The organism is Desulfobacter sp., from assembly GCA_028768525.1.
GTDB lineage: Bacteria > Desulfobacterota > Desulfobacteria > Desulfobacterales > Desulfobacteraceae > Desulfobacter.
The window spans coordinates 5241044-5255445 of sequence record CP054837.1; the positions used below are offsets into that span (position 1 = coordinate 5241044).

13 protein-coding genes are annotated in these 14402 nt (G+C 55.6%); 7 read left to right on the forward strand and 6 right to left on the reverse strand.

Annotated features, from left to right (window positions below):
• Positions 1-16 precede the first annotated feature (16 nt).
• Complete coding sequence (locus HUN04_23050; protein ID WDP92443.1) at positions 17-1186, reverse strand: BMP family ABC transporter substrate-binding protein; 1170 nt, start codon at positions 1184-1186, stop codon at positions 17-19.
• Between the two features lie 245 nt (positions 1187-1431).
• On the opposite strand from HUN04_23050, the gene HUN04_23055 reads away from it, so the two are divergent.
• Genes HUN04_23055 through HUN04_23065 form a run of 3 tightly spaced genes read left to right on the forward strand, consistent with a single transcriptional unit; the run spans position 1432 to position 3485 of the window.
• A complete protein-coding gene (locus tag HUN04_23055) occupies positions 1432-1881 on the forward strand; it encodes a cyclic nucleotide-binding domain-containing protein (protein WDP92444.1) in 450 nt (149 codons plus the stop codon).
• A 15-nt stretch (positions 1882-1896) separates the two neighbouring features.
• Positions 1897-2322, forward strand: a complete 426-nt coding sequence (locus HUN04_23060) for an OadG family protein (protein WDP92445.1) — start codon at positions 1897-1899, stop codon at positions 2320-2322.
• Between the two features lie 35 nt (positions 2323-2357).
• Positions 2358-3485: a sodium ion-translocating decarboxylase subunit beta gene (locus tag HUN04_23065; protein ID WDP92446.1), complete on the forward strand. Its 1128-nt coding sequence runs from the start codon at positions 2358-2360 to the stop codon at positions 3483-3485.
• Between the two features lie 84 nt (positions 3486-3569).
• Here HUN04_23065 and HUN04_23070 read toward each other — a convergent pair whose 3' ends face one another.
• Complete coding sequence (locus tag HUN04_23070; GenBank protein WDP92447.1) at positions 3570-4922, reverse strand: metallophosphoesterase; 1353 nt, start codon at positions 4920-4922, stop codon at positions 3570-3572.
• Between the two features lie 234 nt (positions 4923-5156).
• Between HUN04_23070 and HUN04_23075 the strand changes: the two genes are divergently transcribed.
• The 4 genes from HUN04_23075 to HUN04_23090 are packed head-to-tail and all read left to right on the forward strand — an operon-like array spanning position 5157 to position 9207.
• The gene (locus tag HUN04_23075) at positions 5157-6014 is read left to right on the forward strand and encodes a DegV family protein (protein ID WDP92448.1); all 858 of its coding nucleotides are present in this window, start codon (positions 5157-5159) and stop codon (positions 6012-6014) included.
• 25 nt (positions 6015-6039) lie between these two features.
• Positions 6040-7599 carry a tetratricopeptide repeat protein gene (locus HUN04_23080; protein WDP92449.1) on the forward strand — a complete coding sequence of 520 codons (1560 nt, stop codon included), beginning with the start codon at positions 6040-6042 and terminating at the stop codon, positions 7597-7599.
• Between the two features lie 43 nt (positions 7600-7642).
• Positions 7643-8401, forward strand: a complete 759-nt coding sequence (locus tag HUN04_23085; protein ID WDP93381.1) for an alpha/beta hydrolase — start codon at positions 7643-7645, stop codon at positions 8399-8401.
• A 2-nt stretch (positions 8402-8403) separates the two neighbouring features.
• Entirely contained in the window at positions 8404-9207 is an 804-nt protein-coding gene (locus tag HUN04_23090) for a YdcF family protein (protein ID WDP92450.1), read from the forward strand.
• Between the two features lie 38 nt (positions 9208-9245).
• On the opposite strand, the gene HUN04_23095 is transcribed toward HUN04_23090, so the two are convergent.
• From HUN04_23095 to HUN04_23110, 4 genes are all read right to left on the reverse strand, one after another.
• Positions 9246-10964 (reverse strand): FAD-dependent oxidoreductase, encoded by a 1719-nt coding sequence (locus tag HUN04_23095; protein WDP92451.1) that lies wholly within the window; start codon positions 10962-10964, stop codon positions 9246-9248.
• A 118-nt stretch (positions 10965-11082) separates the two neighbouring features.
• Positions 11083-12015 (reverse strand): multidrug resistance efflux transporter family protein, encoded by a 933-nt coding sequence (locus HUN04_23100; protein WDP92452.1) that lies wholly within the window; start codon positions 12013-12015, stop codon positions 11083-11085.
• Positions 12016-12017: 2 nt separating this feature from the next.
• Positions 12018-13016, reverse strand: a complete 999-nt coding sequence (locus HUN04_23105) for a J domain-containing protein (protein ID WDP92453.1) — start codon at positions 13014-13016, stop codon at positions 12018-12020.
• A gap of 16 nt (positions 13017-13032) precedes the next feature.
• Positions 13033-14178: a DUF362 domain-containing protein gene (locus tag HUN04_23110; GenBank protein WDP92454.1), complete on the reverse strand. Its 1146-nt coding sequence runs from the start codon at positions 14176-14178 to the stop codon at positions 13033-13035.
• Positions 14179-14402 lie beyond the last annotated feature (224 nt).

Genomic DNA, 14402 nt, shown 5'->3' on the forward strand with positions numbered 1-14402 from the left:
TTAAATGGTGCTGCTGTTATTGGGGGATGCTGCCGTTTACGCCTTCAACATAGTACATGATGGACAGCAGGTCTTCTGTTGTGGCACGTTCTCCGGCCTTGATTTTGATCTGGCCCTTGTTGTCCTTGATGGGGCCGACATAGGGGTCAAATACCTCCACACCCTGCTGCATCTGGGCGTAGCGTTTCATGACCAGGTCGTAGGCGGAGATTTTGCCGAATTCGGCAGTATCCACCATGGCTGCCTTGAGGGCGGGAACGTATTTTTCATTGATGGGCATATCCACTGCGCCGCCAAGCAGCGCCGCCTTTTCCTTGGCCAGCCACCAGATGGGCGCCTTGGGGTTCCAGGTGCCGTTGTGGATGTCTTCCAGGATTTTTGCATACATGCCGCCCCAGTCCATGAGCTGGCCGGAGACAACAGAGTCCTTGCCGTAGGACTGCATGGCGGAGTAGTGTGAGAAGGTCATGATCTGTTTGCCCTTTTCGCAGTGGGCCTGGCCCACTTCGATGACGGCCGGGGTGTCCTCGGTGAATGCCAGGGCATCGCAGCCTTCGGCAATCAAGGATTCTGCGGCTTCTTTGGCCTTATCCGGTCCAACCCAGGCATAGATCCATTTTACGTTCACCTCCACATTGGGGTTAACGGCCCGGGCGCCCATGGCGTATGCATTGATGTGGCGGACGACTTCGGAAATGGGAAAGGCGCCGACATAGCCGATTTTGTTGGATTTGGTCAACGCCCCTGCCATGATGCCGTTCAGGTAGTACATCTGGTAAAGGTCTCCGAAGTAGGTGCCCACATTGTCACTGCGTTTGAAACCGGAACAGTGCATGAACTTTTTATCCGGATACTTGGTACCGGCTTTTACCGTGTCATCCATATAACCGAAGGAAGTGGTGAAAACCACGTCGCATTTCTGCTGCTGGATCAGCCGGTCGATGATTCTCATGGAGTCGGATTCCGCGACGGATTCGACAGAAACGGTTTCCAGCCAGGGGAATTGTTTTTCGGCAAATTTTTTGCCCTGATCATGGGCGTAAGTCCATCCGTAGTCCCCAGCGGGGCCAACATAGATGAAGCCGGCTTTCAGTTTCTTATCAGCGGCAGCGGCCGGGCCGGCTGCCAGAAAAAACGTGAAAAGAAAGGTAAAACATACAGCAAGGGACCAAAATTTTGTTTTCATATTCTTCTCCAATGATTATGTAAAAAAAATGTGGATGGATCATACGATAATAAAGGCTTTCCAGTCAACCATTATGATGGGGAACCGCCTAAAGTTTTTAGGGATTGCAGCCATAGCCCCACCCCTGTTTTTACGGTGCTTTTGGGAAGCGCCCTTTTTTTTGGGGTCGACAGAGCGGATAAAATATGATTGAATGCTTTTCTTTAAGTAAATTCCGCCAGAATCATTATGAAAATGAGGGTATTATGGAAACTCTTGACAATGTATTAAATAAGTCAGTCGTCTTCAGCGGACTGGCCGCCGCGGATGCAGACAGGATAAAATCCCTGTTCCAGAAGTGGGAACTGCATACCGGTGATACCCTGACCTGTGCCGGAGACCAGGCCCAGTTCTTTTTCCTTCTTGAAAAGGGAACACTGCTGCTGGCACTTGAAGAAGACAAAGGGGTGGTACTGGATGCCCCCGGGGATTTTGCCGCCATGGAAATTTTGAGCCGGGAAGGACGATATGTTGCCACCATTACAGCGCTGGAGCGGGGGACGGCCTGGATTATCCCGAGACAGGATTTCCTTGATTTCATCCAGGAAGACACCCCAGGTGCGGCGGCTGTTATGGAGGGGTGGCAGTCATTCCTTGACGACCGCGCCCCCTTTGCCAAACAGATTACAGATATAGACATCCCGGCGATGTATTAGAGAAGGAGGTGGCTTTTGTACGGTTTAGAAGCAATTAACGCCAATAACGGCTGGGCGATTTCCGTTGTGGGAATCTCCATTGTATTTTCCGGCCTGGTCATGCTGTCCCTGGTCATATCCCAGCTGCACAAGGGAATCGACCTCATTGAAAATCCCCAGAAAATAAAAGACTGGTTTGCATCCAAGGGGAAGAAAACAGATCGTGCGGTGCTGGTCATCTCCGACGAGCAGAAAGAAATTGCCAAACAATACGCCCTGCTGGTCAGGACCATGGAAGACCATTTCTCTCTGCCCAGGCTCCTGCGCCTGGCCGTGGTCTCCGGTCTGAAAGACTCCCATGACAACCTGAATATGCTTTTGAAATCCGGTATTATCACACCGGACGGCCAAGGGATGTTCACCTGGGATCAGGACCTTTTCACAAAAACCATTTCATACTAGAACGGCACGGATACGGACCAAAGGATAATAGTCGAATGGATGCTTTATTTTTAGAGTTTTTTCAAAACACCGGTTTTTTTCTCTGCGACTACCGCAACATTATCATGATCATCATCGGCATGATCTTTATTTACCTGGGCATTGCCAAGGATTACGAGCCGCTGCTCCTGGTTCCCATCGGATTCGGCATGCTCATCGGCAACATCCCTATTTTCAAAGGCCTGGGCCTGGGGATCTACGAGAGCAATTCCGTACTCCACTACCTCTATTTCGGGGTGACCCAGGGCATCTACCCGCCCCTGGTTTTCCTGGGGATCGGGGCCATGACAGACTTTTCGACCCTGCTGGCGCGACCGGTACTCATGTTGCTGGGCGCGGCGGCTCAGGCTGGTATTTTCATCACCTTTCTGGGGGCATTGGCCCTGGGGTTCGCCCCCAATGAGTCCGCTGCCATCGGAATCATCGGTGGTGCAGACGGGCCAACGGCCATCTTTCTCACCGCCAAACTGGCCCCCAAACTCATCGGGCCCATTGCCGTGGCGGCCTACTCCTATATGGCATTGGTGCCTGTGATCCAGCCCCCCATTATGAAGCTGCTTACCAGCCGCAAAGAACGGCTGATACGAATGGAAGAGCCCCGCCAGGTTTCCAAGCGGGAAAAGATGATCTTCCCCATCTTGGCCTTTCTGCTCTGCTGCTTCCTGGCGCCTGCGGCCCTGCCCCTGCTGGGCATGCTCTGCTTCGGCAACGTGCTCAAAGAAGCCGTGGTTACCGAACGTCTGGCCGTTACCGCAAGGACAGCGTTGATTGACATCGCCACCATCCTGCTGGGGGTCACCGTGGGTGCTTCCACCCAGGGGGATGTCTTTTTGACCAAGAGTTCCGTCGGCATCTTTATCCTGGGCGCCGTCTCATTCTGCATTGCCACGGCCTGCGGGGTGCTCTTTGCCAAGTTCATGAACCTGTTCCTCAAATCCAAGATCAATCCCCTGGTGGGGGCTGCCGGCGTGTCTGCCGTGCCCGACTCCGCCCGGGTGGTCCAGATTGTGGGCCAGCGGGAAGACCCCACCAACTTTCTGCTCATGCATGCCATGGCCCCCAACGTTTCCGGGGTTATCGGCTCGGCCATTGCTGCCGGCGTGCTCTGGAGCCTGATGGTATAGGCCTATAAGCAAAGTCAAATATAAAAAGCCGGCCGCCTCCTTAAAAGGGAGGCGGCCGGCTTTTGTATTTGGGGTACCCGGGGCTCAGGCGGGTACAGGGGAGACTTTTCCTGTGCCCAGGTGGATGACCAGGTTGTTGTCCGCCGGCGGCAGGTCGGTCCACCAGCCGTGGATCAGGTCTTCCTGCATCCAGGCGATAAATTTGAGCCAGAGCCCGAATCCCTCCTTGTCCAGGGGGACCGGGGGCGGGAGTTCATCCCCTTTGAGATGGGCCATATAGGCCTTGGCAATCTGGTGGTTGATAAGGCCGGCCTGCTCTTTGCCCACCTTGTATTTGGCCAGGGCCGTATCTGCCAGCTTCAGGGTGCCGTCAAACACATAGCGGTCGGCATATGCCGCAAATTTCTCTCCCATGGAGGGGATGGCGGTGACTGCCGCGCTTTGGACCACTGCCCGGTCCCCGCCTGTAAAGGTGACTTTCCGGTAGGGGCAGGGGGCTGTGACCAGGGAACCGGTCTCAATATCAAAAATCATCCGGTTTTTTTGGGTTGGCGTATCGTCGGGGCCGGGCACTTTCTTCCGGGTGATGTCCTGGGCATGAAAATGGCCGGTAAAGACCAGAGATACCCCGTAGGCCCCTAAAAGGCCGGCCACGCTTTCGTCGTCTGCGACTATATATTCATCATAGAATTTTTTGTTGTCCGGATAATGTTCCATGATTCCGTGGTGGAGCATGGCTATGGTGGCCTTGCCCGACTGTTTGGCGGCAATGAGCTGCTGCTCGATCCAGGCCATGGTTTCCTTTGAAAAGGCACCGCCGGTAACGGGGTGGTGGCCGGGGCGGTTCTCCTTGTACCTGCAGGAGTCCAGCGCCAAAAGCCGCAGGCCCTCAACCGGTTCCGCTGTATAGCTCAGGGAGTGGGTGTCCCGGGCAATGGCGTCTCCGTATCCGAATTCGCGGTAAATGGTTTCAAATTCCCCGGGACCGGCCGTTGGTACGGGGGCGGTGGTCCCTCCGGAAAATCTGACCGCCTCGGGGTTGGAAATATCATGGTTGCCCGGCACCACGAAAATCTTTTTTCCTGATTCTTTTAACACCTTCAGGTGGGCTGCCATGGCTTTGTGGCAGACCATTTCCCCGTCCTTGGTCAGGTCGCCGCAGACCAGCAGGAAATCGGCTTTTTGCTTTGCAATCGCCTTAACGGCAGCGCCGATGATATCATCGCTCAGGACCAGCAGTTTCCTGTCCCGGTTCAGGTAATCCTGAAATGCAGCACCAGAGGTGCCCAGGCCGGTGTCGTAAAGGTGGGTATCGGACAGGACAAAAAACGAGGTGTCCGGCATGGGGATCTGCCGGGCGGCCAGGGCCACGGCATCCGGGTCATTCTGGTATAGAAAAGGGCGCCGGGCTGTACAGGCAAGGCTCAAGGGAATCATTCCTACTCCTTCACGCAATTGGTGGTTCGTAAAACCTGGGGCTACCATATCCCAGATTCCGGGGATACGGCAAGGGCAATTTCTCCCCGGAATTCCCGAAATTCGTACAGGGCGTTGACATAAAGAATAATTTTATATAGTTTTTTACTTATTTTTACAGAAGAATCATTTATTCTGTGTTTTCAAACCCTTCAACGCTTGATCCGTTCTCATCAAAACAGGAAAGGGGCAGATATGAAAAGAATTGTTGTGACAGACAGTACCGCGGACATCCCCAAGGATGTGATCAGGGAGTTGGGCATCAAGGTTATGCCGGTCAATCTCATACTGGACAGCAGGTCTTACAGAGACGGGGAGGATATCAGCCGGGACGGCTTTTACGAACAATTCGGGACATTCACCACCATGGCATCTGCCCCGGTCAGGTACGAAGACTATGCCCTGGATTTACTGGAGATGACCCAGATCTACGATGAAATCCTGGCCATCCACTGCAGTAAATATTTATCTGAGACCTATGGTATTGCCGAACAGATTCGCAGCGACTACCTGGGGAAAAGCAAATGCCGTGTGGAGGTCATCGACTCCGGCCAGTGCAGCATGGGGCTGGGCATGGTGGTCATAGAGGCGGCAAAGGCCATGAAGGCGGGGAAGGATTTTGACCGGGTGGCCCGGGTGGCCGGGCAGGCCTGCCGGGAAATGAAGTCCTATATGGCCATTCCCACCTTGAAATATCTCAGGAAAAATAAGAAAATAGGCGGGATGAAAGCCCTTTTCGGATTGGCCATGGGTGTCAAACCGGTGCTTGAGATGAACCAGGGGAAAATGGTGATCAAATCCAAGCTCATGGGCAAGCAGAAAAACATGATCCTTTCCATGATCGACCGGATACGGGAGGATGTGGCCGGGCGCCCCATTTCCCTGTCCATTATCTATTCAGGGGACAAGGGGCTGGTCCGGCGGCTCAGGGATGTATTTGAAGAAACCTTTGACTGCCGGGATGTCTATATTACAAGATTCGGGCCTTCCGTGGCCATCAACACCGGGCCTGAGTCCTATGCGGTGTTTTTCATACCCCACGAGGAATCGTAACAGAAATTCAAACCAGGGGGGAGCAATGAAACGATCCTTTATTATCGTACTGGCGGGAATGATGCTTTTTTTTACCGCGGCAGATGCGGGCAGCGGGACCTTGGGAAAACTGCTGAATCTTATTTCCGGCGCCGGAGAGTATCAGGTTGCCCGGGGACCGTCGGATCTGCCCGGGTTCCAGGTGCCGGTGAAACGCTTGGATATCGACGGTATTTGCACCATCAGGGCGCTGCTGGAATCCCGGCAGTTTGAGGCCCTCAACAGGATTTTGGACGGGTATCAAAAGGATTTTGAAGCGGACCGGTCCAATGAGTATCTGCTTTTTGACGCCTACAGGGCCTTTGACCTTACCCTCCCGTCCTATGCCCCCCTGCTGAAGGCCTGGCGCACGGCCTCCCCGTCGGCCTATTACCCCTTTATGGCATCGGCCCGGTATACTCATGCATTGGCATGGGAGAAGCGGGGAAACAAATACATCAGCGCCACCCCCAAAGAAAATATTGAAGGGATGCGCATTTATTTTGCCAAAGCTCTGGGGCACCTCAACTCGGTCCTGAACCTGAAAACCGATCTGCTGCCGGCCCATGAGCTTCTGGTGGGTATTTACGATGCCGGCGGTAACAGTGATGAGGAAGAACTGGCCGTGAAGACGGCCCTTTCCCTGTTTCCCGACTCCTTTTTGATCAATACCCGGGCCTGCCTGTCAAAACTGCCCCGGTGGGGCGGCAGCTACAAGCAGATGGAGTCCATGGCGAAAAATGCAGAGGCCTACTGGGATATGACCCCTGAACTTTGTCTGCTATACGGGTTCATTTATTATGACCAGGGGCGGTATGCAACGGCCAAAGACAAGCCGGAAAAGGCGGTACGGCTGTTCAACAAAGCGCTTGCATACGGGGAACATTGGGTGTTCTATTACGAATTGGCCAAGGTCCATCTCTACCATATTAAAGATTTTGATACCGCCCTGGACCATATTGACAGGAGCATTGAACTGCGGCCGGCCATGGAGGACAACCGCCTGATGCGGTCCAGGATTCTCTTTGCCCTGGACCGTTACGATGACGCCATTGTGAGCCTGAAGGCCGCACAAACGATCCGCCCGGGCAATCCAGACAGCATTAAATGGGCCCAATGGGCATGCCGGAGCCTTGTAAACCAGGGCCACAATGCCTTTAAGACGGATCTTGACACCGCCGTTGATTTTTATCACTGGTCCCTTGAATTCAAAAAAGACAACCATGAATCCTACTATTGGAGAGGGGTGGCCCAGAGCCGGATGAACCGGTTTGAATCTGCCCTTTCGGATATTGAAAAATCCATTGAGATCAATCCCCGGCATTTTGAGTCCTATCGGATGATTGATTATTTATATGCCCGCAACCGGCAATGGGAAACCATTATCGGATACTGGAACCGGTTTTTAGCACTTGAACCGGATCATGCTTTGGCTTATTTTGAGAGATCGGGCACCCATTACCACAATAAAAATATGGATCAGGCCCTGGCGGACCTGGACCGGGCCTGCGAACTGGGCCATGAAAAGGCATGCCAAAAATATAAACAGGTCAGCTCACAGTATTAAGGGACCAGGGGCGTGTCGGGAGGCGAAGTTGACATATCTGGAAATGGATTCCGGCCAAAGAATCCGTTATAAATTGATTGAGGGAAGGCCTGGCGCCCCCTTTCTTGTTTTTCTCCACGAGGGGCTGGGCTGCATCCCCATGTGGCGGGAGTTTCCTGAAAAATTATGCCGGCGGACCGGGTGTCCGGGGCTGGTCTATGACCGGAACGGGTACGGCGGTTCCTCCCCTCTCAAGGGGGCCAGAACCATCCATTACCTCCATGACTATGCCCTCAATGAATTGCCCCGGGTCCTTGACGCCCTGATTCCGGACCGCCCCTTTGTGCTGGTGGGACATTCCGACGGCGGCAGCATCGCCCTGATCTACGGCGCTGAACAAAATCCCCTGCTGATGGGCATCATCACAGAGGCCGCCCACGTCTTTGTGGAAGAAAAAACCATTGCCGGAATCCGGGAGGCAGACAGGGCCTTTGAGGCGGGGCGGTTAAAGGGGCTCGCCAAATACCACGGTGAAAAGACCCCTGGCATCTTCAAGGCATGGTCTGACACCTGGCGCCGGGATGGGTTTAAATACTGGAACCTTGAATACCTGCTGCCGTCCATCACCTGCCCCCTGCTGGCCATCCAGGGCAGGGATGACCAGTATGGGTCCCCGGGCCAGGTGGATTCCATCGTTGAAAACACATCCGGCCCGGCCCAGGGCATCATGGCGGCGGACTGCGGCCACATTCCCCACCTGGAGCAGCCGGAGACAATCCTCAAGTCCATGTCCCGGTTCATCGCCGGAATACAGGAAGGCTGAATATGGATACCCTTTTTTTCTGGTTGTCAAAGCTGATCTGGATGGTGGTGTCACCGGATATGATTTTGATTTTCATGGCCCTGGCCGGGCTTGTTCTTTTGTATGCCGGGAAGATCAAAGCGGCCGGTGCGGTATTTACCGGCCTTGTCCTGTTCATGGGAACGGTGACGGTGCTGCCCCTGGGCCTTTGGCTCTATGCCCCCCTTGAGAACCGGTTCCCCGTAAACCCCGATCTGCCGGAAACGGTGGACGGCATCATTATGCTGGGGGGCGCGGAAAACGCCCATAAATCAAGCCTCTGGGATCAGCCGGAGATTCGTGGGGCCGCCGAGCGGTACCTGGGGTTCATCCGCCTGGTGAACCAATATCCCCAAGCCGTTCATATTTTTACCGGCGGATCCGGGGATATTGCCAGGCCCCAAGCCAAGGACGCCCATGTGGCCCGCCGGGTGCTCGGTATTCTGGGGGTGGATATCTCCAAGATTATTTTTGAAGAGAAGTCCCGGAATACCTATGAAAACGGGAGGTTTTCAAAGATTCTGGCAGCTCCCCATCCCGGGCAGAATTGGATCCTGGTCACCTCGGCCGCCCACATGCCCCGGGCCGTGGGGGTGTTTGAAAAACTGGGCTGGGCCGTTATTCCCTATCCCGTGGACCATTATACCTGTAAGGGGGAGGGGGGACTGACATTGAATTTTGCAGGAAACCTGAACCTGTTGAGCAAGGCGGCCAGGGAATGGGTGGGGCTGGCCGCTTATTATGCCACGGGAAAGACATCGGCGCTGTTTCCCCCGGCTCGGCAGTGAAGTCCCTCCCGGTAAAACACCGGGAGGGAAAGGAAAAATTATTCTGCTGAAGGGATAAATCCGGGATCGGTGACGGCAAGGACGGCATAGCCACCCTGGACATTCTTGACCCGGTCATACCCTCTGTGGTTAAGGGCCGTCTGGCATTCGTAGGATCTGGCGCCGGTGCCGCAGAGCAGATAAAGGTCTTCATCCTTTGGCAGCTCTTCATACCGGTCCCGCAGTTCTTCCTGGGGCATGGAGAGCCATCTTTCTCCGTATTTTTCAATGAAAATATCGGCTTCTGACTTGCTTCTCAAATCCACTACCTTGATATCTTCTTTGCGGAAGAGTTCCAGGAAGTCCAGCATATCAATGGGAGTGTTCCGGCCTTCCAGGATGTTGTCCAGGACATTGCCGGCATTGTTGATGACATCCATTGCCGATGCGAATGGGGGGGCGTAACCGGTTTCCAGGGCGCAGACTTCGTCCACGTCGATGCCGGTCTGCAGCAGGGGCGCCACGGCGTCCACCCGGGCCTTGACCGCATCGGACTGTTCGCCGATGGCTTCAATCCCAAGAATTTTCCGGGTGGCACGGTCGGCAATGAGCTGGATGAACATGAATTTTGAGTTGGGATAGAAGTGGGCCCGGTCGAACTGGGCCACCAGGGCGTGGACCGGATCGAAACCCGCGGCCCTGGCCTGGGCCACGGTGAGGCCGGCGGTGGCTACCCCCAGGTCGAAGACTTTGATGCAGAAGGTGCCCACGGTGCCTCTGAATTTGGAGGCCCGGCCAAAAATATTGTTGGCGATGATCCGGCCCTGGCGGTTGGCCAGGGAGCCCAGGGGCATGGTGATGTTCTCACCGGAGACCAGGTTGCGCATTTCAATGCAGTCCCCGCCGGCATAGATGTCCGGATCCGTGGTTCTCAGGTTCCGGTCCACGATGAGTGCCCCGGTGTTGCCCACGGCCAGGCCGGCATCCGAGGCGAATTTGGTGTTGGGCCGGACCCCTGCTGACATGACCACCAGGTCGCAGTCAATGACGTCGCCGTTGACTTCAACCCCGGTAACCCCGGATTCCTCATCCCCCAGGATCCGTTTTACCTGCTGGGAGACAATGACCTGGACCTCGTTTTTCTCCAGCTGGTTTTCCACCATCCTGGAAATATTCTGGCCGATGGCCGTTGGCAGGACCTGGTCGGCCATTTCCACCAGGGTGGTCTCCACCCCCCAGAGGTCGGTGAGGGCCTCGGCCATTTCAATGCCGATGGCACCGGCACCGATGACCACGGCTTTGCCCACGATGCCCTTGGAAATCATATCCTTGATGTCCCGGGCCGTATGCAGATTGGATACGGTGAATACCCGGGGCAGGTCCGCACCGGGAATGGGGGGACGGACCGGGGTGGCGCCGGTGGCAATGACCAGCTTGTCATATGCCAGGGCCTCTTCATTGTCCTGGTCCAGGTGGCGGACCACCACCTTTTTTTCTTCCCGGTTGATGGCCACGGCCTCCACCCTGGGGAGGATCTTGATACCCTTGCAGGTTCTGAAAAATTCGGGATCCCTGACCGCATGGGCCGTGGTCGAGCGCAGCTCTTCTATGTCGGTGATATCTCCCCCGATGTAGTAGGGGATGCCGCATCCCCCGTAGGAGATGAGGTTGTCTCTGTCAATGACGGTGATTTCTGTGTCCGGATCAAGGCGTCTGAGGCGGCAGGCGACTTTCGGTCCAAGTGCAACAGCTCCGATGATAATAACTTTTTTTGCCATGATATCCTCTCTGCGTATCTATAATGCATTTATGGTGATAAACTGGGATAATTTAACCCTTTTTAAAAGAATTTCAATGGGAAAATCCCCAAGCCCCGGTTTTTTGGCTGGAATCCGGTTATTCCTGGAATCTGATGAAAAAGAAGAGTCCGGCCAGGATGAGGGCAAGGCCGGTGAGGGCGGCGGTGTCCGGCGGGGCCGCCTCCAGGAAGACCAGGCCGCCGGCCAGGGCGAACACCACTTCGCTGGACTGGGTGGCATCCACGGCGGCCAGTTCGTTGGGGGTGGCCGCCAGGTTTCGGGCAAAGAGAAAGATCCCCGTGGCAAATACCCCGGAGAACAGGGCCACCAATGCCGTGTTCATGATCTGGGAGGCGGCGGGCAGGGGCGGGCGGATGAGGACCACCAGAAGAATCCACAGGGGCATGGAGCCCAGGGTCATGAGCAGGATTTTGTTCAGAGAATTATCCATTTCCGGGGCGTCGATTTTCGGCACCCTGGGGTGGCGGCCCTGTTTGGCTTCCCAGACCAGCTGGTTGCCCAAGGGATAGCAGAAAGCCGCTCCAAGCACCGGGAGTCCGCCCAGAATCAATTCATTCAGGTTAAAGCTGTCGATGCGTGAAAGGTTGACCAAAATCACCCCGATGAATATCACCGATGAAAACAGCCAGACCCGCCGGGGAAATCTCCGGCCAAAGGCCGTGAATACAAAGAGGCTGGCCACCACGGTGAACTGCCAGGTGGCAGCGATTACCCAGCCCGGGGAAAAATCGGCGGCAAAGCAGATCAGGGCGTAAAACCCCCCGAAGCCGATCCCTCCCGCCGTTATCCAGAATTTCCAGTGGGCGGCAAATAAAGCCCCCGCATCCCTGAGTTTGCCCGGCCCTCCCCTGGCCAGGGTGATCAGGCTGAGGAAGATCAGCATGAACAGGTAGCGCAGGGCGGCGGACCAGAGCCAGTGGCCCCCTTCAAGGCTCATGACTTCATTGAGGATGAAGGTGGTGCTGAAAAATGCGCCGGAGAGGACGCCCAGGAGGATGAGTTTCACCATGGTCAGGTTGCTTTCGGCCTGATCTTTTCCAGCAGGGCCTGGTAGGCCTCGTTGATTTCCACGAATTTTTCGTGGTCGCCGCCCATGTCCGGGTGGTGCTGCCTGGCCAGTTTCCTGAACTTCCGGGTCAGGCCCTGTTTGTCCATGGTTTTCAGGTCGTCCCGGGAGAGGCCGAAAAGGGTTCTGGCCTGGGATACCGGCACCGACGGGCGCGGCGGCGGTGTGAAGATCCGGTGCCGGCCCATGAAATCCCTTGCCATGTCATCCAGGAGCACGGTGTCCCCGTAGGTATGGTCAAAGAACATCACGGCATACCGGATCAGGTAGTCGTGGAGGCTGCTGGTAAGATCAAAGAGTTCTTTGTTGAGCAGGCAGATCTCCTCGATGAAATAGGTTTCCACCTTATCCTGGTCCATGGCGTGGGGCATCTGTTTGGCCATGAAGCTCTGGAAGAAGCGCTGGAGGTCCAATACGGTGTATACATAGGATTTGAGATCCCGGGGCCGGATGCATTTTTCCTGGGCCATGAAGTACTGCTCGATTTCATCCCGGGATTTGTCCTTGAGGGTCCGGAAGATCACCGGCGGCATGTTGATAAGCGGCCCCTGGTCCATGTTGCCGAATTTAAGGTAATGGGCCCGGCGTTTGTCAAAGGCATGGATGGACCGGGCCAGTGCTTCCTTCTCTTTTTTGCCCATTCGTTTAAAACCGGTGGAGGTCCGGCGGTCAAAGGTTTCCGTGGCCCGGCGGACGGCCGGGCGCAGAAAGGGGAGAAATAGGGTTTCAAACTCGTCGGCATCAAATCTTTTTGCCTTTTGGGCCACCCGGGACTCCAACTCCGGGCTCAGGTACCAGGCATTGCCCCCGGGATAGTCGATCCAGGCCCCGGGGCAGGGGCCCAGGCCGCAGATATCCCGGTGCCGGAAGCCCTGTTCCACGGGGACGGATTCCCTGAGCATATAGGTGAACCCCTTGCCTTTTTTTATTTTGGCCAGATACATGGACGGCTCACAGGGCTCAGGAATGGGCCCCGGGGTTTTTGTAAGCCCGGGTCTCCAGCTTGACCAGGTTGTAGTCCCGGCTGCCTAAACCGATCTGCTCGGCGTAGGCCAGCTGGTGTTCCCAGTCCACATCCGGATAGAGCCCCTTGAACTTGTCTTCCCCGGGCTTTGTGTTGCAGGTGAGCAGGGACCCGGCCATGGCCGGCTGGGCGTTGACCAGGTCGGCGCTGGCCTGGTCGATGGCCACGGGATCGGTGGAGGCCACCACGCCGATGTCCTTGCAGATGGGGTATTCGGCATAGGGCAGGCAGTCGCATTTGGGGGAGACGTCGGTGATGAAGTTGATGAACAGGGCCTTGCCGGCCTTGTCCTTGAGCACGCCCACCGTATATTCCATCATCTTTTCCAGAAAGACCGGCACATCCTGGTTCCAGTTGATGTTGATGGACTGGGTGGGGCAGCGGACAATGCATTCGGCGCAGCCGATGCAGCTCTCCTTATTGATATACGCCTTTTTTTCCTCCAGGTAGATGGCCGCTCCCGGGCAGTGCTCGACGCACTGGCCGCAGCCGATGCAGGTTTTCCGCTTTATCTTGGGGCTGACGTTGGAGTGCTGGTCCAGTTTGCCCCGGCGGGAGGCGCATCCCATGCCTAGGTTTTTCAGGGTGCCGCCGAACCCGGAGAGTTCATGGCCCTTGAAATGGGCCACGGAGATGATGGCATTGGCATTGATGATTTCAGAGCCGATATACACCTTTTTGTTGTGCTTGAGGTCCACCGGGACGGCGGTTTCGCTCTTCCCGAAAAGGCCGTCGGCAATGATCAAAGGGGCCCCGTCCATGGATGAGTAGGAAAATCCGTTGTCCACGGCGGTCTTAATGTGTGAGACCGCATCGGACCGGGTGCCCACGTAGAGGGTGTTGGCATCGGTGAGGAAGGGGGCGGCTCCGGCCTTGCGGACGGCCCGGATCACCTTGCGGATATACAGGGGCCGGATAAAGGCGGTGTTGCCCTGCTCGCCGAAATGGACCTTGACTGCGGTGAGGTCTTTTTCCTCCAGGATATTGCCCAGGCCTGCCGCATTGACCAGGCGTTCGAGTTTCTGGGGAAGGTTTTCCCGGGATGTGGCTGTCATGTCCATGAAAAAAACATCAGCGCCCATGGTATCTCCTTATTATATGGTGAAAGCATTCTGTTGTGATGATCAGGATAAGGGATTCCCGGGTGAATTTCAATAGGGGGCTTTGGGGAATGGGATTGGTGAAGGTCCTTAGAACCGCCTGTCCTGTCCCCAGTGCCGGTTCGGGGCGTTTTTCCCTTGAAAAAGAGTTGCTTTTTTCGGGGGGCATGGTTATACAGTCGGCCATGTAAATCTTGTTCCGGGAT